Genomic DNA, 21,981 nt, shown 5'->3' on the forward strand with positions numbered 1-21,981 from the left:
TTTAAAAAAAATCAACATTTTGCTTACAAAACAAAGATTTTAAGTTGTATGAGGAGAGCGTTTTTGCTTTTCCTCTTAGAGGAGAGTTCCAGACAAGATAAAGGAGGCAACAGAAAAATAGATCACGATTCCCATAACATCCACTAAAGTTGCAACAAGAGGAGCGGAAGCGCTTGCTGGATCAAATCCAAAACGTTTAAGGATAAAGGGAAGCATGGAGCCGGATAAAGAACCAAAGGTGACAATTCCAACTAAAGCAGCACCTACCGTTATGGCAATAAAAATCCAATGTTCACCATAGTTGTAAATACCAAGCTCTTGCCAAAGAGCAATACGCATCATTCCAATAACGCCAAGTAAAAGACCAAGGGATATTCCTGCTGGAATTTCACGGAGTATGATTTTCCACCAATCTTTAAGTGTCAATTCACGTAGAGCTAAAGCGCGAATAATAAGGGATGTTGCTTGAGAACCAGAGTTTCCTCCCGAACTCATGATGAGGGGGATAAAGAGTGTGAGAGTGATGGCTTTTTCAAGTTCTGTTTCGAAATATTGCATAGCACTGGCTGTTAGCATTTCGCCAAGAAAAAGTAATGCAAGCCAACCACCACGTTTTTTCATCATCCCTAGAAAGTTGATTTGCATATAGGGCTTATCAAGAGCTTCCATACCTCCAAATTTATAGGCATCTTCACTCATTTCATCAACCATTGTATCAAGGACGTCATCGACGGTTACAATACCAATGACATGATTACTCTCATCAATAACTGGTACAGAGAGAAGGTCATGACGCTGAAAAAGACGGGCAATATCTTCGTGATGTGTGAAGGGAGAGATTGCAATAGGTGTGTCATGGTTAGAAACATTGAGAATTTGATCATCAGGTGAGGCAAGGATAAGGTTACGCAGCGAAACAGCCTTGAGAAGAGTGCCTGTTTTGGGATCGATGACATAGCTTGTATAAACTGTTTCACGTGTTCGTTCAACATCACGAATATGATCCAACGTTTTTTTTACGGTCCAGTTTGCGGGGACAGCTATGAACTCAGTTGTCATAAGTGCACCCGCTGTATGATCAGGATAGCTTGTAAGTTTTTTGAGTTCAGCACGCGTTAAGGGTTTAAGCAATACATAAAGCTTTTTGCGGGTTTCCTTATCCATTTCCTGAAAGACATCGGCAGCAGCGTCAGCCGACATGCCATCAAGAATTTCAACTGAACGATTAACAGGAAGAAGTTCAAGAATCGCTGCTGATTGTTCAAGTTCTGGTTTGTCAAAAAGCTCAATTGTATAATCAAGGGGTAAAAGGCTAAGAATAGCTACGCGTTCCATGATATCGAGATCATTGATGATATCAATCGAATCAGCAAAATGATAATTTTTTAATTCCTCGGCGAGGACTTCAGGTGAAGAATTTTTAAAGTCGAAGGTCGTTTTAATTTCAGTCATAATAAAGTACCTTCCGAAGGATGGGAGAATATAATTATTCTAGGATAGGATAAAAAAAGTTATGGAAGTTTTAAAAAAGCCCTCCCCAATTATATTCCTCCAATTGTTAATATTTAAAATAAAGTCAAGGATAGATTACAGGTTATAAACAATTTCATGAATTCAGACATAGAGAAATTTTCATTTTTGTTTACCTCTTAAATAAGAGTGATATTCCTGATTTCTGCCTTTAAGAGAGAAAGATCTGAAAGGCATTTTTGAAGTTCACACAATAGTTTTAGTATATTATCAATTTGTGTCGTAAAGGTAATCGTTATACATTAAATTCATAATGGAGAGAGAGAATATTATGACAAAAGCAGCAGTGCTGGACTGGAAGGGATTTTCAGGGCTTCCTGATTTTTCTTTAATAAGTGACGAAGATTTTAAACCCGCTTTTGAACAGGCTCTTCAAGAAGCAGAACAAGAACTAGAGACTATTGCTACGGTGCAAGAACCAACGACTCTTGAGAATTTTTTGCAACCTTTTGAGCTTTCTGGCAAAGCACTTGATCGTGTTTGTTCAATATTTTTCTTGCGTTCAAGTGCACATAGTAATGCGTTGATTCAGAAATTAGAACAAGAGTTTGTTGTAAAACTTTCTCGTTATTCTTCCAAAATTATGATGGATGCACGAATATTTGCGAAAATAGATGTGCTTTATAAGCAGTCACAGCAAGGCATGTATGATAGTGAAACAAAACGTGTACTTGAATTATGGTGGAAAAAGTTTGTTTGCAATGGTGCAAAACTTGATGAAGAGGATAAAAAACGGCTTGCAGAAATTAATGAGAAACTTGCTTTTTTAAATGCTACTTTTGGCCAGAATGTTTTAAAAGATGAAGCTGAATGGGTTTTATTTTTAGAACAAACAGATTTATGTGGTTTGCCTGATGATCTTATTGCTTCAATGAAGGAAATTGCGCGCGAAAGGGGGCATGAGGGGAGACATGCATTAACATTAGCACGCTCAATTATTGATCCTTTTTTGAAATTTTCTCAGCGCCGTGATTTGCGTGAAGTCGCATTTCAAGCTTGGGCCAAACGTGGTGAAAATGATAACGAGAACGATAATCGGTCAATTATTTTAGAAATTATTGCGCTTCGTGATGAGAAGGCTAAATTGTTAGGATATAAGTCCTTTGCAGATTTAAAACTTGATAATACAATGGCTAAAAGTGTTGATGCGGTTATGGATTTGCTTACATCTGTATGGGAACGGGCAAGAGCGAAAGCTTCTAGCGAACAAATTGAATTGCAAAATTTTGCACACAATCAAGGAAGCAACGAGACTTTAGAAGCTTGGGATTGGCGTTATTATGCTGAAAAACTGCGCGCTGAAAAATTTTCTTTCGATGGATCTGAAATTAAATATTATTTTCAACTTGATCGCATGATTAAAGCAGCTTTTGGGGTAGCAGAAAAACTCTTTGGCATTACATTTGAAGAAAAAAGCGCTCTTACACTTTGGCATCCTGATGCGCGTTTGTGGGAAGTGAAAAAATCTGATGGAAGCCTGCTTGGGCATTTCATTGGGGATTATTTTGCGCGTCCTTCAAAACGTTCTGGTGCGTGGATGAGTAGTTTACAATCGCAACATAAATTGAATGGCGGACAAAAGCCTATTATCTACAATGTTTGTAATTTTGCTAAGCCACCTAAAGAAGATATTGCACTTTTATCACTTGATGATGCACGTACGCTTTTCCATGAATTTGGCCATGCATTACATGGTTTGCTTTCTGATGTAACATGGCCATCTGTAGCAGGAACATCCGTTTCGCGTGATTTTGTTGAACTTCCTTCTCAGCTTTACGAACATTGGTTAACTGTACCAGAGACTTTAAAATCTTATGCTACGCATGTAAAAACAGGGCTTCCTATGCCACAAACATTAATGGATAAAGTTCTATCCGCACAGAGATTTAATGCTGGTTTTGCTGCGGTTGAATTTACCGCATCCGCTCTCGTGGATATGGCTTTTCATAAAGGAAAAACAATAACTGATTCAACACTATTTGAGCGCCAAGAATTAGAAAAGTTGCAAATGCTCAATACCATTATCATGCGTCATCGTCCTCCGCATTTTACCCATATATTTTCAGGAGATGGTTATGCTGCTGGGTACTATTCTTATATGTGGTCGGAAGTACTCGATGCCGATGCGTTTCAAGCTTTTGAAGAAACCGGTGATGTTTTTGATTCAGAACTTGCTGATCGCTTAAAGCGTTTTATCTATTCTGCTGGGGGAAGCCATGATCCAGAGGAACTCTATAAAGCTTTTCGGGGACGATTGCCATCACCAGAAGCTATGATAAAAAAACGAGGGCTGTAAAAGATAATGGTATGGTGCAAGAGCCATACCGTTGTTATATTCTTTTCTGCAATTGAGATTGATGCAAATTATTACTTCATTATGATCATATGAACAGAATCTTGTCATGTGCTCTGCAAATGACAAGCTTCTGTTTTAAAAGTATCAAGGGAAAGAAAAATTATCAGCGCGGTCTTTCTGATGACCATTTGCTGGAAGCCATGATCTTTTTATAAAGCTTTGATCTATTTTATTGAGCAATCCAGTATTTTGTTGTGCAATATCATGGAGGGTTATTGGAGATTGACGCTCAATATTCTGTGTTTCTTGCATAATTTTGGGCGTGTTAACATTGATAAAAAGTGAATTTTCATGGGAAAGTGTATGAAAATTTAAAATATTTTCCAATTTTTTTTCTAAATAAGAAACAAGTTTCCTCTTTCCTTCAGAAGTAAAATGAATACCATCACGAGAGCGTAATCTAACAACTTTTCCATTTATATCATAGCCTGAAAAAGAAAATTGCCCTTGTTCATCAATGAAACCATCCCAAACATCGACAAAATATCCTTCTGCTTCTTCTGTTTCTTGCTTGTAGAGCTCATTGAAGATTTTCATTTTTTGTGTCAAATCATCATTTCCAAAAGTAGGTTGTCCCATCCATATCCACGGTTTTCCTGAAGTGTGAAGGTCTTCAGCAATTTCGGAAATTCTTTGTTTGTAGATATTGAGCCATTCTGGCTGAATTGGACTGAATATGCCATAAGATGTTGTTATTGTTTGATTATCATTGGCACCAATCACTATAACAGTCGCATCGGGTTTATTTTTCTCAATAAGTTTAGAAATATTATTTTTCCAAGAAGTTTGATCAGTACGGATTAAACCAGAATTTGGTATTGTATGATTTATGACGATGATATCACTCTTATCGATAAACAGCTTCTTAAGAGCGTCGGCAACAGCAGAAGCTACAAAGTCCCCTATGACAAGAATACGTTTTGCATTTTCTTCTTTTAGCTTTTTTACAGATTTTTGTATTATAGTTTTTTTGGGTGGTTTGTATCTCTTCTGTTCTATAATTTTTGGGTATTGTTGTAGTTGCTCTTGTTTGTTATGTTCTAACAACCACTTAAAAAAATTTGTCGCTTTACTTGGAGACGGTTGCATAACACTCACAGTGAAGAGAGAGAAAAGCAAGAAGATTAAGTATATTGATCGGAAATAAGACAAACACTTTACTCCAAATTATTGTTTTCGAAGAAGAAAGAGAACTTCAGGGGTTGGATATCCATTTGTCGTTAAGCCGTGGCGCAGTTGAAAATCTTTAAGTGCTTTTCGAGAGACGGTGCCAATTTTGCCATCAATTTCTCCTTTATAATAGCCAAGCGCCATTAAACGTGATTGCAATTCTTTGCGTTCATGGAAAGTAAGAGGTTTGAATGGTCGTTGCCAATCCTGAATCAGTCCAGGGTGTCCAGCAATACGGTTAGCAAGAAGGGCGACCGCTAAAGCATAGCGATCTGCATTATTATAATGTTTAAGCACAAAGTAATTTTTTGTTACTAAGAACACAGGTCCTTTTAGCCCATCTGGATACTTCAATATTGCTTGTTCAGATAATGAAGGTAAGGGCTCTCCATTTGCGTGTTTTACGCCTAATTTTGCCCACTGTTCAAAGGAATGCCAATCCCCAGGAAGATTTTTTCCTTGCGGCAATTTAACTTCTACTCCCCAAAGGAAGTTAGGTTGCCAACCATTCATGTGGAGCAGGTTAGCAGCGGTTGCAAGGGCATCTGGAACAGAATTCCAGATATCTCGTCGTCCATCCCCATCCATATCAATGGCATAAGCGAGATAACTGCTTGGAATAAATTGCGTATGCCCCATTGCGCCGGCCCAAGATCCAGTAAGTTGTGCACGTGTAATTTCACCACGTTGGAGAATTTTCATGGCAGCTATGAGTTGTGTGTGTGCGTATTTTGCACGTTTTTTGTCAGCATAGGCTAGGGTTGCAAGTGAACGAATGGTATCACGCATGACACTTTTATTTGCTAAAATTTTTCCATAATTACTTTCCATTGACCAAATGGCTAGGAGAATATTACGGTCAACACCAAAACGTTTCTCAATTTGAGGAAGCCAGTTTTTCCATTTTTGAGCTTGGCGTTGCCCTTCTGAAATAGCAAAATCATGAACACGATTATCAAAATAATTCCATGGATGATCAACAAATTCTGGCTGGTATGCAGCTCGTTCTAAAACTTCTGGATCAATTGCGTTAACATTTTTAAAAGCCATGTCAAATGTAGAAGATGAGATATTATTGGCGAGAGCTATTTTTTTAAACTCTTTAATCCAGTGTTTAAAACCATTACCGGCATATAAAAATGATGTAACAAACATTAAAAAAGCAGAAAGAAAAACAGCCAAACCTATAATAAGAGTTTTCCACCTTATCGATTTCTCTAAAGAAGAGAAAGTTTTAGATTCTGTTTTTTTCATTTTTTAATTCCCCTCAATATTTCAGTATTTTTATGTGCAAGAATTCATTTGTATATGTGGTTTTATTAATGATAGATTCAAATGAATAAGAAAGGTTGAAATAGGTTATTTGTTTTGAAGGAATATCTTTAATACATTATCACATCCTTGCATCTTTTTCCTGTCCATTATAATGGTAAAATAACAATAAGATATCTCTTTTACCATTTAGTAAAAATATATATTAAATGAAATCAATGAGTTATGTGATCAATGAGGAGCAGGAAGGTGAGAGTGCATAAAATCCGGAAAGCAGTATTCCCTGTGGCTGGTCTTGGCACACGTTTTCTCCCTGCAACAAAAACAATTCCTAAAGAAATGCTAACAGTTGTTGATAAGCCAGTTATTCAATATGTTGTAGATGAGGCGCGTGAGGCTGGTATTGAGCATTTTATTTTTGTTACTGGACGCAATAAAGCAGTTATTGAAGATTATTTTGATGCCCAAGTTGAGTTATATACAACTCTTGCTGAACGTGGTAAAAAAGAAGAACTTGAGCGTTTACACGGTTTACAGCCTCCACCAGGGACAACTTCTTTTACGCGGCAACAGCAGCCTTTGGGGCTAGGACATGCTCTTTGGTGCGCGCGTGAATTAGTTGGGAATGAGCCTTTTGCTTTATTGTTACCAGATATGCTTATACAAGCTAAAAAGGGCTGCCTTTCTGAGATGATCAATCTTTATGAGAAAACCGGAGGGGGAAATATTATTGCCGTTCAAGAGTGCGATCCTAGTGAAGCACATAAATATGGTATTGTTGGACAAGGTAAACAGATTGCAAACGGTTTTGAAATCACAAAAATGATAGAAAAACCAACAAAAGGGAGTGCACCATCCAATTTATATATTAATGGACGTTATATCTTGCAACCAGAAATTTTTGATATTCTCTCCAATCAAGAACGAGGGGCAGGAAATGAAATTCAATTAACAGATGCGATGGTAAGGCTTTCAAATGAGCAGGACTTTTTTGGTTTCCAGTTAGAAGGACTCACCTTTGATTGCGGTTCTAAAGCTGGTTTTATTGAAGCTAATGTTGCATTTTCTTTAGCATGTGCTGACATGCGTAGCCAAGTTTCTGCTTCGTTAAAAAAATTACTAGAAATCATTAAGGTTGAAAAATGATTGTAGATCTCTCTTTTAATTTCATTTATCAAATTTAATTATGACAATACCAGTTCCTCATATAGCTTTGCAGGGTGCTATTACATCAGCACTAAAAACGCTTGCGAGTGAAAAGCGAGGGCTTGAAGCTCTTGAAACCGCTCTTTTGGGAAGTCTTTCTTCTTCCTTTAAAACTGCTGTTCAAACTATTAGAAATGCTAATGGTCATGTGGTGATTACTGGTCTTGGAAAGAGTGGTCATATAGGAACAAAAATTGCTGCAACCTTAGCTTCAACAGGGACACCTGCCTTTTTTGTTCATGCCGCAGAAGCTAATCACGGTGATCTTGGTATGATTGGACCCGATGATGTTATTCTTGCCTTGTCGTGGTCTGGTGAAACTTTGGAATTAAGTGGCATTATTAATCATGCTGCACGCTTTCGCACACCACTTATTGCGATGACATCGGGTGAGCACTCTGTGTTAGGGCGACAAGCTGATATCGTACTCTTATTGCCAAAGATAGAGGAAGCTTGTCCTCACGGACTTGCTCCTACAACTTCAACAATTATGCAATTAGCAATGGGTGATGCATTAGCTGTTGCTCTTCTAGAAATGCGTGGTTTTACGGCAACGGATTTCAAAATTTATCATCCTGGTGGTTCTCTTGGTGCAAGCTTAAAATATGTGCGTGATATTATGCATGAAGGTGATCGCATCCCTTTGGTTGTGCAGGGAGCAACTATGATTGAAGCGATGAATATTTTGGTTGAAAAGCATTTTGGTTGTGTTGGTGTTGTGAATCAAAAAGGTGAATTAATTGGGATTGTGACCGATGGTGATCTTGCACGCAACATTCACTTCAACTTATCAAAATTTAATGTTGATGAGATAATGACAAAAAATCCTAAAATTGTAGAGCCCAATACACTGGTCGGTGCGGCAACAGCTTTTATTAATGATCATCACATCGGTGCTTTTTTTGTGGTTGAGAACAAAAAACCAGTAGGAATTGTTCATTTCCATGATCTTTTACGTATTGGTGCGGCATAAGTTGGTGTACACACATCAGATAAAGTTTTATTTTGGAATAAAACAGATTCAAAAACAAAAAGATAAAATTTTATTGTATGGCAACGATGGGTGTTTCTCGAAAAAACAGGTGCTTTTGTATTCAATAATATTTGCAGATTTTATTGTCAGAATGCGGTATCAGTAGGTTGCGTATCTTAACGAAGACTTGTGTCAAAAGGAAAAAGGGCCCTCTCTTGATACATACGTCACTCTATTGAATAGCATTTTTAGCTTTATATTTTATCTAAAATTTTCTCTTGAGAGAAAATTGTGATCCTATATGTGATGTGCAGAAAAGATGTGTTGCATCGCGTGAGATCATACAATTGGCTTTCGATATTGTTCCACGGAGAATGGAGCGTATTTCAATTTCTATATGTTGAGGACTAACATAATTATATGTCCCTTCTGATAGTTTTTCTTCTGTATCTGCTGCACGTGTTTCAAAAACGCCATTGCGAAAAGAAGAAATAATACCATTTTCATCAATCCATTTACCGTCAATTCCATCTGGTACATTTTGCCTGTAATATTGTGAAGAACCACAGGCACCTAATGTTAAAGCGATGATTGTAAGACATAAAATACGGCAGGTCTGTTTCATTTATTATCTCTATTTATGTTACTTTGCTTTTTAGCTTCTATAACATTGTTAAATTATTCCATGAGTCAATATAAAAAATTTTATGAAAATCAATGAAACAGCAAAACAATGGAAAAAAATGCCTTAATGTTGTATTTAATTAACAGCTTGATGAAATACCGTAGATAAAACACAAGAGGTGAAATATTTCTTATGGTTTACAACAATTTTTACATTAAGCCGTTTAGTAGTCTCAAAGGAGATTATTAAAATTATGGTTGGTCCTATTCTTGTTGCGAGTGAAGATTATGGAAAACGTATAGAGCTTTCTGCAATGCTCCGAGGTTTTGGCCACCGTGTCATTGAAGCAGAAAATGGTTTACGTACGATTGATCTTTTACACAGACGTAGAAATATTATGCTTGCACTTCTTGATGTCGCTATGAGTGATTTGAGTGTGGGTGATTTGATTAAAATGATTAGAGTTGCTGGTGTTTCTGTTCCTATTGTTGTGATAGCACAACAAGAGAATCAAAGCTTACTCCAGAAAGCTTTAACAGCTGGAGCTGTTGATTATTGGATTTATCCAGTTACGTCATTACGGTTGAGAGTCACTTTGGATATTCTTGCTCTTATTTCTGCATTAGAGCGTGAAGTTTGTTATATTCGGCGAAAAAATGAGAATCATTTGCGGTTTTCTGATCTCTGTGTAAAAAGCAGGCCAATGCAGAGAGTTTTGGAACAATCGAGGAAGGCAGCAGATTCCTTACAAAATCTTTTGATAGAAGGTGAAAATGGAACTGATCGCGAAACATTAGCGCGCATTATTCACCATGAAGGTTTGTCATCGGAGGGCGCTTTTATTCGCTTTCAATGTTCAGCTATTGTTGATCCAGAAGAAGAAAATCGCCAGTGGTTTAAAGAGTTTTTACCATTGGTCTCTTCTCTTGAGAAAGGAACACTTTGCCTTTGCGATGTTGATCGACTTGAGCCCATACAGCAAAAGCGCTTGGCGAATTATCTTCAAGAGAGGGAAAAAGCAACCAAGGATAATCCTCCTCCTTTTCGTCTTATAACGATTTCAACATCGCGGCTTTCAGATTTGGTGAAAGAGGGTTATTTTTCGCGCAGTTTATGTGAACAATTTTCTCAGTTATCGATCAGCGTTCCTGCTTTACGGGAATTAAGAGATGATTTTCCAGAACTTACGCAAAATTTGATTGATCGCATTATTATGGAAACAGGGCGATCACATGTCCATGGTTTAGCTGGATCAGCTCTTTCATTGCTTATGCAGTATGATTGGCCTGGTAATCGGGATGAGCTTGAGAAATTTTTGTTTCGCGCGGTTTTACTCAGTGAGGGGCCATTGTTAACAGTTAGGGACTTTCCTCAATTAATGGGGAGTCCGCTAATGAGTGTTCCAAATATCATTGAGAACGATGTTCAAAGAGGACATAAACAAGAATCAATACAACTTTTAAATTCTGATGGGCATGTTCGCACTTTTGCAGAGATGGAACATGATATTATTGAGAAGGCGGTTAAACATTATAAGGGACATATGAGCGAGATTGCTCGGCGTCTTCATATCGGTCGCTCTACACTTTATCGAAAAATGGAGGAATTGAAAGCAATAAAAAACCGAGAACAGAAAGAGAATCCACAATGAATTTTTATTGATGAAAAGTGTGCTTTTTAGAAAAAATGCAGTATTTTTTGGTAAAAGCAGTGGCGGGGAGGGGGATCTTTTGAAGAGATGTTTTTTATTATAGAGAATTAAAACATTGGCGATAATTTTAAAAAGTCAATAAATATTGATTTTATTTGTGCTGTTCTTTTCAAGTCTTTTTTCTTGTTTCAATTTTTACCATTTTAGCTCATTTTACATTTAATGAGAAGAGATAACTTTCACACTTTTTTAGTCCTGAAACTAAAATTCTATAATCATTGATATTGAGTTTATATTCTCTTAAGCAAGAGATGGCATTCTATTGGATCTAATTAAGATGGGATTATTGATTTTAATGCTGTGGCTGGTATCGATGATGGTGCAATGGCTTTAAAAATAGAAAGTTGATTTTCTTTGACACTGTTACAGATTGTTATCGGTTTTATCGCATTTTTTTTTGTTGCGTCTATGTTGGCGATTTACACATATGGGCGTTTTGTTAAAAGTGCGAGGGGGGTGTGTTCTTATGCCTTATCTGTTAAGAAAGATGAAACCAAGTTTGATCGGATAGTAAGTAAATTAGCAAAAGAAAAAGATGGATTAGGAGTTGATAAAGATGCCCTTTCACTCATCACCAGCAATTTGGATGCCTTTTGTATTCGTGCGATAGGAGCAGCACAGGCGGGGCGTAGCCTTGATCTGATGTATTATATTTGGGACGATGATTTAACAGGGCGCTTATTATTAAGTGAAATAGTAGAAGCAGCTGATCGTGGTGTTCGGGTACGCCTTCTTTTAGATGATATTAATGCTCAGGCTCGTGATCCAGCTTATATTGCCCTAGATAAACATCCTCAGATTGAGGTGAGAATGTTTAATCCAGGGCGATCACGTAAAGGTGGTTTACGTCGTGGTTTAGAGATTATATTGCGAGCAATTACTGTCACACGCAGAATGCATAATAAAGCTTTTATTGTCGATGGTCGAGTGGCTTTTGTAGGAGGACGCAACCTTGCAGATTCTTATTTTGACGCTGGTGAAGAATCGCATTTTCGAGATTTGGATTTGATGTTAATCGGTCCCTCAGTTAAAAAGGTGGAAAATATCTTTGATGATTTTTGGAATAGTGCTGTTGTTTTACCAATTCATACTCTGGTTGTTCCTAAAAGTACCAGTGACTTTAGCTATTGGAAGAATAAATTACAAGAATTTCGCGATTCCAAGGTTGCAAAAGTTTATTTAGATTATATCAAGGAGCATATTAATTTTGACTGTTTTATTCAAACAGGAAAGCGGTTATTTTTAGCAGATAAAGTTGTAGTTCTTTCTGATCCTCCGGAAAAAGCATTGCGCAAAAAGGCAGGAAATTGGCTCATGAAGGCGCTTTCACAAGTTATAGGGGAGGCTAAAAGAACAGTTCAGATTACGTCACCTTATTTTGTACCAGGTAAGGTAGGGACGCAGAATTTTAGCAAATTGGTTTCAAGGGGTGTTGATGTCAAAATTCTTACAAATTCCTTAGCTGCAACGGATGTAGCATTGGTACATGGTGGTTATGTGCCGTATCGTAAAGCGTTATTGAGAAATGGTGTTAAGCTTTATGAATTAAAACCGGATGGAAATACTCGAGGATTGCGACTCTTTCGATCAAGTAAGGCAAGTTTACACACCAAAGCTTTTTTAGTTGATCGTAAAACTGCTTTTATTGGATCTTTAAATTTTGATCCTAGATCAGCGGCACTGAATACGGAAATGGGCATTCTTTTTGAATGTGCACCGATTACAGCGAGGTTAGATTTGCTTTTTTCTGAAGAAACAACAGGCGAAATGAGTTATCATCTGCGTCTTGGTGATAATAATCGTATTTATTGGGATTTTATTGAAAATGAAAAACAGTATAGTGTTGATTGTGAGCCAGAAAGCAATTTTTGGCGCCGTGCGTTTGCTAAAATAATAAGTTGGTTACCGATTGAATCACAATTGTAGATTTTATAAACTATAATGGGAGAATTATTTTAATTTTTCTTTTCATTTTTTTTGTAACATGGCATAATTGTTTGCCAATCCGCAACGTATGAAAACCGCAGTTGTTTAAAACACCTTGCGGTGTTTTGTTATAAAAGGAATTTGGCTATGGCAAAAATTGTTGAAACAGGAACGGGTGCATTGGCACTGACTTTTGATGATGTGCTTTTACAGCCGGGTCATTCTCTTGTTATGCCTAGCCAAGTAGATCTTAGAACACGTATTGCAGCTGATATTACGCTAAATTTGCCTTTGCTTTCTGCTGCAATGGATACTGTAACAGAATCGCGTTTGGCAATTGCTATGGCTCAAGCTGGGGGTCTTGGTGTTATTCATCGTAATATGTCTGCTGCAGAGCAAGCTGAAGAAGTGCGTCAGGTAAAAAAGTTTGAATCGGGTATGGTTGTTAATCCAGTAACAATTGGTCCAGATGCAACCCTTGAAAAAGCGAAAGCTTTGATGCGCTCTCATGGTATTTCAGGTATTCCAGTTGTTAAAAATGACGTTAAAGGTGAGACTGCTGGACAGCTTGTTGGCATTTTGACGAACAGAGACGTGCGTTTTGCATCGGATCCAAAACAGAAAATCTATGAATTGATGACGCATGAGAATTTGATTACGGTCCGTGAAAATGTTCGACTCAGTGAAGCGAAGTATCTTTTACATCACCACCGTATTGAAAAATTATTGGTTGTCGATGAACAAAATCGTTGTGTTGGTTTGATAACCGTTAAGGATATTGAAAAAGCACAATTAAATCCAAATGCAGCGAAAGATTCTCAAGGTCGTTTGCGTGTTGGAGCTGCCAGTAGTGTGGGGAATGATGGGATTGAGCGTGCTGAACGGCTCATTGACGCAGGTGTAGATGTGCTGGTGATTGATACAGCGCACGGACACTCTCAACGTGTGCTAGACACCGTTGAGCGCATTAAAAAGATGGCGTGTTCTACAGCTATTATTGCTGGGAATGTAGCAACTTCTCAAGCAACGCAGGCGTTAATTGATAGTGGTGCAGATGCGGTAAAGGTTGGTATTGGTCCTGGCTCTATTTGCACAACACGAATTGTTGCAGGTGTTGGTGTGCCTCAACTTGCAGCTATTATTAATGCTGTAGAAGTTGCTGAAAAAGCTGGTATTCCTATTATTGCTGATGGTGGGATTAAAGCTTCAGGTGATTTTGCTAAAGCTTTAGCAGGTGGAGCTTGTGCTGCTATGATTGGTTCCCTTTTAGCAGGTACAGATGAAAGCCCTGGTGAAGTTTATCTTTATAAAGGGCGGTCTTTTAAAGCCTATCGGGGTATGGGATCAGTAGGTGCTATGGCGAGAGGATCGGCAGATCGCTATTTTCAGGATGAAGTGCGCGATGAGCTTAAATTGGTTCCTGAAGGTGTAGAGGGGCAAGTGGCTTATAAAGGTCCTATAGCATCGGTTTTACATCAGCTTGCTGGTGGGTTACGTGCTTCAATGGGGTATGTTGGTGCAAAGGATTTAACAGAGTTTCATGAAAAAGCAACGTTTGTTCGTATCACCAATGCTGGGCTCCACGAAAGCCATACACATGATGTTGCTATCACACGGGAGAGTCCAAATTATCGGGGTCCTGTTTGATGTGTAAGAGTTTATAGTTCTGTTGTATGGTGTAAATCTTTTGAGAAAATACACAAAGGCTGCTATTTTTCTCTTTGTGATTTGGTGCAAGAATCCTAAAGAGGGAAAGAATTGGAGATTTATATCCCAATTCTTTCTAAAGGTTATATGAAATTAAGGGAATTAGCTTTTTGTAGTCTTTCGCCCCGTCTTTGACGCACGCTGGCGAGTGTTAGTCTGATCACTTTGGATGGATTTCTTTCCATTGTTTGAGGGTGTTGTATTGTTACGACTTTTAGATGAAGTTGTTTTCCCATTATTGTAAGTATTCATTATTTTCTCCTTTTAAATTATCTGGCTTAAGGCCATTACAATAAAAACGGTCATGCTAAGTAGTGGTTCCAGGTGTTTTCTAAAAAGTTAATATTTTTTCAGGAGAGAAATGGATGTATGAGTCTTGATAGAAGTGTTTTTCCATTTTTTACGAAAGAAAGCATTTTAAAATGATAGCTATTTGATTTTATGTGCTGTTTATAGAGCACTATGAAAAATTAATTTCTTAAATCATAAAGATTTTATGACTTTTGTACACGCACATTGGAAAAAGGATTTTAAAGTTCTAAGCTACTTTTTTGTATCAAAGGAATGCACATACATTTTAAATGATAAAAATACGAATGATTAGTATATGAAATAAAGAATTTGAAATTCTATAAAAAACGATGATTAGAATCATTGATCGTACAATGTGAACTTTACATGGTAAAAAAATCATTGAAGTTAAGAAAAATAATTTTTTACATTCTTTAAAGACTTATAAAAATTCAAATCGGAGAAATAAATGCGCTTAGGTGGGCGTTTGCGCGCGGCAATAGATATTCTACGCGAGATAGAAACACGGCATTGTTCTGCAAGTGAAGTTTTAAAATCTTGGGGGCTTTCACATCGTTTTGCTGGAGTAAGTGATCGTGCAGCTATTGGTACAATTGTTTATGATGTTTTAAGACGGCGTTATTCTTTACAATGGCGTCTGGCCAGTGATGATGTGAGGGATATGGTTTTCGGGACCTTATTAGATACGGGAGAAATGACAATTGAACAAATTGATAGTGAATTAGAAGGAGATCGATTTGCCCCGCGGCTCTTAGGGGTTAGGCAACGTCAATCATGGAAAAAACAGCGGTTAGTTGATGCACCAGATTATATTCGTGGTGATATTCCTCAGTGGTGTCAAGCACATCTTCTTCCTGTATGTGCAGATAATTGGGTCATTGAAGCTGCTGCGTTAGCAACACGTCCTCCTGTAGATTTACGTGTGAATAGCTTGAAGGCAACGCCGGAGAAGGTGCTGAAAGATCTTATGAAAACCAAAGCTCAGTCGTTGTCGTGGTTTCCGCAAGCTTTAAGAATTGCACCGATTGAAAAATTTGAGCGTCATCCCAATGTTCAAAAGGAATTTGCCTTTCAACAAGGGCACTTTGAAATACAGGATCTTGGATCTCAGATTGTTGCTTATCTTGTCGAAGCAAAAGCAAATATGCGGATCTTAGATTATTGTGCTGGGGCTGGTGGAAAAACGTTGGCTTTAGCAGCCTGTATGAAAAATCACGGGCAAATTTATGCTTATGATTCAGACAAAGCTCGCTTAGCTCCTATTTTTGATCGTCTACGACGTGCTGGTGTTTGTAATGTACAACCACGAAGTCATGCAGCAGAATTAAAGCCGTTAAGAGGGCAGATGGATATAGTTTTACTAGATGCACCGTGCAGTGGTACAGGAACATGGCGGCGGCGACCAGATACAAAGTGGCGTTTGACATTAGAACAGGTAAGGCAACGCCAAACGCAACAGAAGACTATCTTGAATGAGGCTATAGATTATCTTAAACCAAATGGGCGTTTAGTCTATATTACGTGCTCTCTTTTTGTGGATGAAAATGAGGAACAAATTTCACATTTTCTTCAACAGCACTCCAATTTTTATCCCATAAATATGCATGCACTTTGGCAGCAACATTTTAGTTCTTCATCGATACAGCCAATCTTTTCAAATTACGGACTTAACTTATCGCCAGCAACAACAAAAACAGATGGTTTCTTTTTGTCTGTGTTACAAAAAAAACATTGATATCTGTTTTTTGCATTTTTTATCTTAACTTTTTACGAGAAAAGTATTTTTCTCAAGTAAAGAGGCTTGTGAAAAGGGAAAGATTGAATAATAAATTGCATTGGTACAATTATTGATTGGTTTTCTATGAGCATCTCACATTCAGACACTGTTCTTATTATTGATTTTGGTTCACAAGTGACACAACTTATCGCGCGGCGGGTACGAGCAATGGGTATCTATTGTGAAATTGTTCCTTTTCAATTGGCTTTAAAAGGTATTAAGCGGATAAGACCTAAAGCGGTTATTTTATCAGGGAGTCCTTATTCCGTTCTCGATGAGGGATCGCCACGTGCTCCAATGGAAGTTTTTGAACTTGGAGTTCCTATTCTTGGGGTTTGTTATGGTGAACAAGTCATGTGTGTTCAACTTGGAGGAAAAGTTGAAGCTGGATCTGAGCGTGAATTTGGACGCGCTTTTTTGGAAGTACAAGAAGAGAGTGCACTTTTTGACGGTATATGGAAAAAAGGCTCTTGTTATCAAGTATGGATGAGTCATGGTGACCGTGTCACGACACTACCAGAAGGTTTTCGTGTCATAGGAACCTCAAAAGGTGCTCCCTATGCTGCTATTGCCGATGAAAAAAGACACCTTTACGCAGTGCAGTTTCATCCTGAAGTTGTTCATACACCGGATGGTACAAAGCTTTTGCAAAATTTTGTTTATAAAATCTCTGGTCTTAAAGGTAATTGGTCAATGGCCTCTTATCGTGAGCAAGCAATTGCAAAAATACGGAAAAAAGTTGGGAAAAATCGCGTGATCTGTGGTCTTTCAGGTGGAGTGGATTCATCCGTTGTGGCGGTACTTCTTCATGAAGCAATAGGAGATCAACTGACATGTATTTTTGTGGACCATGGGTTGATGCGCAAGAATGAGGCTGAAGAAGTTCTTACATTATTTCGAGATCATTATAATATAGAGCTTATTCACGTTAATGCCGCTAATATGTTTATCAATGCTCTGGAGGGAGAGACAGATCCAGAGAAAAAGCGCAAAACGATTGGCCGCCTTTTTATTGAAGTTTTTGAAGAGGAGACTAAAAAAATCGGCGGCGCAGAATTTTTAGCGCAAGGCACGCTTTATCCAGATGTCATTGAAAGTGTTTCAGCAATTGGTCAGTCAGTAACAATTAAAAGTCACCATAATGTAGGGGGATTGCCGGAACGGATGAAGATGAAACTTGTAGAGCCGTTGCGTGAGCTCTTTAAGGATGAGGTTCGTTCGCTAGGGCGAGAATTAGGATTACCTGAGCAATTTATTGGTCGCCATCCTTTTCCAGGTCCCGGTCTTGCAATTCGGTGTCCAGGGGCAGTGACACGGGAAAAATTAGAAATTTTACGTGAGGCGGATGCAATTTACCTTGATGAAATTCGTAAAGCAGGTCTTTATAATGAAATTTGGCAGGCTTTTGCTGTTCTTCTTCCTGTTCAGACTGTTGGTGTGATGGGTGATGGACGCACATATGAATTTGTTTGTGCTCTTCGTGCTGTAACATCTGTGGACGGAATGACGGCAGACTTTTATCCCTATAATATGGAGTTTTTAAGCAAAACAGCGGCACGTATTATTAACGAAGTTAGAGGTATTAATCGTGTTGTGTATGATGTAACTTCAAAGCCTCCTGGTACTATTGAATGGGAGTAATTGGAATAAAGTTTAAATCTTTTAAAAAAGAGCTTTTTTAAATTATTATTTATCTTGTATAGGCTTTAAAAAACGATTATCCGCTTGTATCTTAGCAAATATCATTTAAACTTGAAAAGTATGAAGTTTTGCATGTCTAAGAAAAAAATTGTTGCACACCGTGGTGGAGCGCATCTTTATGCCGAAAATACTCTTTCAGCATTTCGTCATGCAATTGCATTGGGAGTGGATGAGGTTGAATGCGACGTTCATCTGCTTAAAAGTGGTGAAGTGGTTGTATTTCACGATTTTCGTTTAGAACAATTGGTTGGCAAAGCCGGATATATTCACGATATTGATAATGAAACACGCAAACAACTTTGTATAAAAGGGAGTAGTGAATCTCCTCCTTTATTAGAGGAACTTCTTGATCTTTTAGCACCAACCAATGTTGCACTGCATCTTGAAATTAAAACATGTGGTGAAGTTGAGCGTGAAATGATTTTATCGCAAAAAGCGCTTGCGTTGATAAGAAACCGAAATTTAGAAGATCGGGTTTCTGCAATTAGTTTTGATCCTGTAAGCCTTCGTCCCTTCATTGAAGCAGGTATAACATCTGGTCCCTGCATTGATAGCTTTGAAGGTGATATGTATCATCATTTTTCTGAGTGGAAAAAATTGGGGTATTCTGATCTAAGTTTAGATGGCTCCATAGTCTCACGACACTTTATTGAATCTGCGCTTGATGCTGGTTTTACTGTAGGGGTATGGACCATTAATGGAAGAGCTCGATTATCGCATTGGCTTGATATGCCTGTACATTATATCACAACAGATCAACCTGATTTAGCTTTACAGTTGCGTACAAAGAAATAACACACATCTATAATACAAAAGATGTCTTGCTTTAAAAATGATCTTGAACGTAAGAAGCGTTTACTGAGATTGCTTATAAGAGCAAAGCCTTTACTCTATTTATTTAATATTTGTGCGTTTTTCAGTGGTTTTATTGAAAGTATGAAAATTTTGATGAGCAACAGTAAAACTTAATTTTTCGCCATAGTCGCTTGTAATCCGCTCTTTTATTTCAATAGTGAAAATATTGCCATTCCAACGTGTTAAAACATGGCATCCTGTTCCGACAGGTTTGATAAGTTCAATTTGTGTGTGAAAGACAGGTCCTTGATCTGGGTATTCTCCCAACAAGATTACTTCTGGTCTAAAGGCTAAAAGATCAGTTTCTTCACTATAAGACAATGAATGATTTAAGTGTTTTTCTAGGATTTGGCGATCAAGAAAGTTCATAGGAGGAGAACCAATAAAATCAGCCACAAATGTTGTTGCTGGATAATCATAAATTTCCATTGGCGTTCCGATTTGCTCTATAGCGCCATTATTCATGACAACGATTCTATCGGCTAATGTCATAGCCTCCAGTTGATCATGGGTAACATACAGGCTCGTTGTACCCAATGAGCGCTGCAGAGTTTTAATCTCAATACACATTTGCGCCCGCAATTTTGCATCGAGGTTTGAGAGCGGTTCATCAAAGAGAAAGACCCGTGGTTGGCGAACAATCACACGCCCCATTGCAACGCGTTGTCGTTGTCCTCCTGATAATTGTCGTGGTTTACGATCAAGGAATGGCTCTATTTGTAAAAGTTTTGCCGCGTATGTGATACGTCTATTTATTTCATCTTTAGGTGTTTTACGATTCTTAAGACCATATTCTAGATTTCCACGAACTGTCATATGGGGATAAAGGGCATAATTTTGAAAAACCATAGCAATATCACGATCAGCTGGTTCACGGTCATTGATACGCTCGTTATCAATATAAAGCTCACCTGAAGTGACTTGTTCAAGCCCTGCAATAATGCGTAACAAAGTTGATTTACCACATCCTGAAGGACCGACAAGAACAAGAAGCTCTTTATCAGCAACAGTTAAGTTTAAATCATCTATGACCAGAATGCCGTTTTCATACTGTTTTTTTATATTTGATAACTGGATTATGGCCACAGTTATTTCTCCGTTTCAATAAGGCCTTTGATAAAAAGCCGTTGCATGCAGATGACAACAAGAACAGGTGGTACCATAGCAACAACCGATACTGCCATGAGTATATTCCATTGAGGATCATGTTGAAGTGACTCTACGACAAGCTGTTTTAAAATAATAAGAATAGTCTGATGATTTTGATCAGTTGTCACGATAAGAGGCCACAGATACTGTATCCACCCATAAATGAACATAATAATAAATAAAGCGGCGATATTGCTTTTACTAAGAGGAAGGAGAATATCTTTAAAAAATCTAAACGGTCCTGCACCATCAACACGAGCCGCTTCTAAGAGTTCATCAGGAACAGTTAAAAAAAACTGGCGAAATAAAAATGTAGCAGTTGCAGAGGCAATGAGTGGAATAATCATACCACCATAGGTATTGATCATCCCTAATTGTGCAACAACTGCGTATGTTGGAATAATACGAACTTCAACCGGGAGCATCAAAGTGATAAAGATGAGGACAAAAGCAGTTTTTCGGAAAGGGAAGCGCATATAAACAATTGCATAAGCAGAAAAGAGCGAAATAATAATTTTTCCGATGCTAATACCAAGCGCCATGATGAGTGAGTTCATTAAAAGTGGCCACAGCTTTGGCAGACCAAGTTGCGCAAGGCCATCACCAAAGATTGTTTTATAGTTCTCCAGAGTGTAATTTCCTGGTAAAAGAGGAAGTGTTCCTGAGCTAAATGCTGCTGAACTATGGGTTGATGCGATAACGGCAACATAAACTGGAAAGCAAATAATAAGAATACCAATAATGAGAATGAGATGAGTTAGAAATTTCAAAATAGGGCGATTTTCAACCATAATTCGCTTCCTAATATTGCACACGACGTTCAATCCAGCGAAACTGAATAAACGTTAAAACAATAACCATCAACATTAATATTGTTGATTGTGCTGCTGATGCTCCTATTATTTGATTTCTAAAACCATCATCATAGACTTTGTAGACGAGGGTACTTGTGGCACGTGCAGGACCTCCAGAGGTTATGTTATCAATAATACCAAATGTATCAAACATAACATAATGAATATTAACGATAAGAAGGAAAAAAGTTGTCGGTGAAATTTGAGGAAAAACCACAGTCCAAAAGCGTTTAAAAGGGCTAGCACCATCAATTGCTGCTGCCTCTATTTGGGAACGTGGAACAGACTGGAGTCCTGCAAGAAAAAAAAGAAAATTGTAGGAAATTTGTTTCCAACTAGCTGCAATCACAATAAGGATCATGGCTTGCATACCATTGATACGATAATTCCATATGATTCCTATTTTCGCCAAAAGAAACGGGATAACTCCAATCGTTGGATGAAAGATAAACAACCATAAAATACCTGCCAATACTGGAGCAACAGCATAAGGCCAAAGTAAAAGTGTGGTGTAAGCTTTTTTTGCGCGGATAACGCGATCAACACAGACGGCTAAAAGAAGTGATAGCGACATGGAAACAACAGTAACAGAAATAGAAAAGACCGCCGTTGTAAGAAGTGATTTTATATAAGCAGAATCAGAGAGGATTGTCACATAATTTTCAAAACCAATAAAGGTTGTCGTAAATCCAAAAGGGTCCTCACGCTCGAAAGATGATTTTATTGCTTGAGCAGCAGGCCAAAAGAAAAACAAAAAAGTCACAATGAGCTGAGGTAAGAGCAGCCAATAGGGAAGCAGACTATTTTTGAAATATACTTGTTTTTCTTGCATTCTTATGGGTTCTTTAAATACAGAG

Annotated in this window: 17 protein-coding genes; 9 read left to right on the top strand and 8 right to left on the bottom strand. The window is 37.9% G+C overall.

The genetic code is table 11. From position 1 onward, the window contains the following. Positions 1 to 75: 75 nt before the first annotated feature. Positions 76 to 1,452, bottom strand: coding sequence for a magnesium transporter (mgtE, locus tag AC0QT4_RS01955; protein WP_473200052.1), 1,377 nt, complete (start codon positions 1,450 to 1,452; stop codon positions 76 to 78). Between the two features lie 349 nt (positions 1,453 to 1,801). Between mgtE and AC0QT4_RS01960 the strand changes: the two genes are divergently transcribed. Beyond that, a complete protein-coding gene (locus AC0QT4_RS01960; protein ID WP_473200053.1) occupies positions 1,802 to 3,826 on the top strand; it encodes a M3 family metallopeptidase in 2,025 nt (674 codons plus the stop codon). A gap of 144 nt (positions 3,827 to 3,970) precedes the next feature. Here AC0QT4_RS01960 and AC0QT4_RS01965 read toward each other — a convergent pair whose 3' ends face one another. Continuing rightward, a complete protein-coding gene (locus AC0QT4_RS01965; RefSeq protein ID WP_473200054.1) occupies positions 3,971 to 5,038 on the bottom strand; it encodes an SGNH/GDSL hydrolase family protein in 1,068 nt (355 codons plus the stop codon). Between the two features lie 15 nt (positions 5,039 to 5,053). Beyond that, on the bottom strand, positions 5,054 to 6,310 hold the full coding sequence (locus tag AC0QT4_RS01970) for a lytic murein transglycosylase (RefSeq protein ID WP_473200055.1): 1,257 nt from the start codon (positions 6,308 to 6,310) through the stop codon (positions 5,054 to 5,056). Between the two features lie 273 nt (positions 6,311 to 6,583). Between AC0QT4_RS01970 and galU the strand changes: the two genes are divergently transcribed. Both galU and AC0QT4_RS01980 read left to right on the top strand, forming a co-directional pair. Next, positions 6,584 to 7,474, top strand: a complete 891-nt coding sequence (gene galU, locus AC0QT4_RS01975; RefSeq protein ID WP_473200056.1) for a UTP--glucose-1-phosphate uridylyltransferase GalU — start codon at positions 6,584 to 6,586, stop codon at positions 7,472 to 7,474. Positions 7,475 to 7,514: 40 nt separating this feature from the next. Then, complete coding sequence (locus tag AC0QT4_RS01980; protein WP_473200057.1) at positions 7,515 to 8,507, top strand: KpsF/GutQ family sugar-phosphate isomerase; 993 nt, start codon at positions 7,515 to 7,517, stop codon at positions 8,505 to 8,507. 265 nt (positions 8,508 to 8,772) lie between these two features. Here the strand turns inward: AC0QT4_RS01980 and omp10 are convergent, their stop codons facing one another. Continuing rightward, positions 8,773 to 9,132: an outer membrane lipoprotein Omp10 gene (omp10, locus tag AC0QT4_RS01985; protein WP_473200058.1), complete on the bottom strand. Its 360-nt coding sequence runs from the start codon at positions 9,130 to 9,132 to the stop codon at positions 8,773 to 8,775. A gap of 253 nt (positions 9,133 to 9,385) precedes the next feature. Here omp10 and AC0QT4_RS01990 point away from each other — a divergent pair, with 253 nt between their 5' ends. The 3 genes from AC0QT4_RS01990 to guaB all read left to right on the top strand — a co-directional run bounded on the left by AC0QT4_RS01990 (position 9,386) and on the right by guaB (position 14,416). Beyond that, positions 9,386 to 10,783, top strand: a complete 1,398-nt coding sequence (locus AC0QT4_RS01990) for a sigma-54-dependent transcriptional regulator (RefSeq protein ID WP_473200059.1) — start codon at positions 9,386 to 9,388, stop codon at positions 10,781 to 10,783. Between the two features lie 414 nt (positions 10,784 to 11,197). Further along, complete coding sequence (locus tag AC0QT4_RS01995; protein ID WP_473200060.1) at positions 11,198 to 12,769, top strand: phospholipase D-like domain-containing protein; 1,572 nt, start codon at positions 11,198 to 11,200, stop codon at positions 12,767 to 12,769. A 147-nt stretch (positions 12,770 to 12,916) separates the two neighbouring features. Further along, positions 12,917 to 14,416, top strand: a complete 1,500-nt coding sequence (guaB, locus tag AC0QT4_RS02000; RefSeq protein ID WP_473200061.1) for an IMP dehydrogenase — start codon at positions 12,917 to 12,919, stop codon at positions 14,414 to 14,416. A 162-nt stretch (positions 14,417 to 14,578) separates the two neighbouring features. Here the strand turns inward: guaB and AC0QT4_RS02005 are convergent, their stop codons facing one another. Then, complete coding sequence (locus AC0QT4_RS02005; protein ID WP_473200062.1) at positions 14,579 to 14,728, bottom strand: hypothetical protein; 150 nt, start codon at positions 14,726 to 14,728, stop codon at positions 14,579 to 14,581. Between the two features lie 508 nt (positions 14,729 to 15,236). Between AC0QT4_RS02005 and AC0QT4_RS02010 the strand changes: the two genes are divergently transcribed. The 3 genes from AC0QT4_RS02010 to AC0QT4_RS02020 all read left to right on the top strand — a co-directional run bounded on the left by AC0QT4_RS02010 (position 15,237) and on the right by AC0QT4_RS02020 (position 19,061). After that, the gene (locus tag AC0QT4_RS02010; protein WP_473200063.1) at positions 15,237 to 16,523 is read left to right on the top strand and encodes an RsmB/NOP family class I SAM-dependent RNA methyltransferase; all 1,287 of its coding nucleotides are present in this window, start codon (positions 15,237 to 15,239) and stop codon (positions 16,521 to 16,523) included. Positions 16,524 to 16,649: 126 nt separating this feature from the next. Continuing rightward, complete coding sequence (gene guaA / locus AC0QT4_RS02015) at positions 16,650 to 18,206, top strand: glutamine-hydrolyzing GMP synthase (RefSeq protein WP_473200064.1); 1,557 nt, start codon at positions 16,650 to 16,652, stop codon at positions 18,204 to 18,206. Between the two features lie 132 nt (positions 18,207 to 18,338). Next, positions 18,339 to 19,061: a glycerophosphodiester phosphodiesterase gene (locus AC0QT4_RS02020; protein ID WP_473200065.1), complete on the top strand. Its 723-nt coding sequence runs from the start codon at positions 18,339 to 18,341 to the stop codon at positions 19,059 to 19,061. A 99-nt stretch (positions 19,062 to 19,160) separates the two neighbouring features. Here the strand turns inward: AC0QT4_RS02020 and AC0QT4_RS02025 are convergent, their stop codons facing one another. The 3 genes from AC0QT4_RS02025 to ugpA are packed head-to-tail and all read right to left on the bottom strand — an operon-like array spanning position 19,161 to position 21,956. Then, the gene (locus AC0QT4_RS02025; protein ID WP_473200066.1) at positions 19,161 to 20,207 is read right to left on the bottom strand and encodes a sn-glycerol-3-phosphate import ATP-binding protein UgpC; all 1,047 of its coding nucleotides are present in this window, start codon (positions 20,205 to 20,207) and stop codon (positions 19,161 to 19,163) included. Between the two features lie 2 nt (positions 20,208 to 20,209). Next, a complete protein-coding gene (gene ugpE / locus AC0QT4_RS02030; RefSeq protein WP_473200067.1) occupies positions 20,210 to 21,061 on the bottom strand; it encodes a sn-glycerol-3-phosphate ABC transporter permease UgpE in 852 nt (283 codons plus the stop codon). A 10-nt stretch (positions 21,062 to 21,071) separates the two neighbouring features. Beyond that, on the bottom strand, positions 21,072 to 21,956 hold the full coding sequence (gene ugpA / locus AC0QT4_RS02035) for a sn-glycerol-3-phosphate ABC transporter permease UgpA (protein WP_473200068.1): 885 nt from the start codon (positions 21,954 to 21,956) through the stop codon (positions 21,072 to 21,074). Positions 21,957 to 21,981: the final 25 nt, after the last annotated feature.

The organism is Bartonella sp. EBT8, from assembly GCF_055796165.1.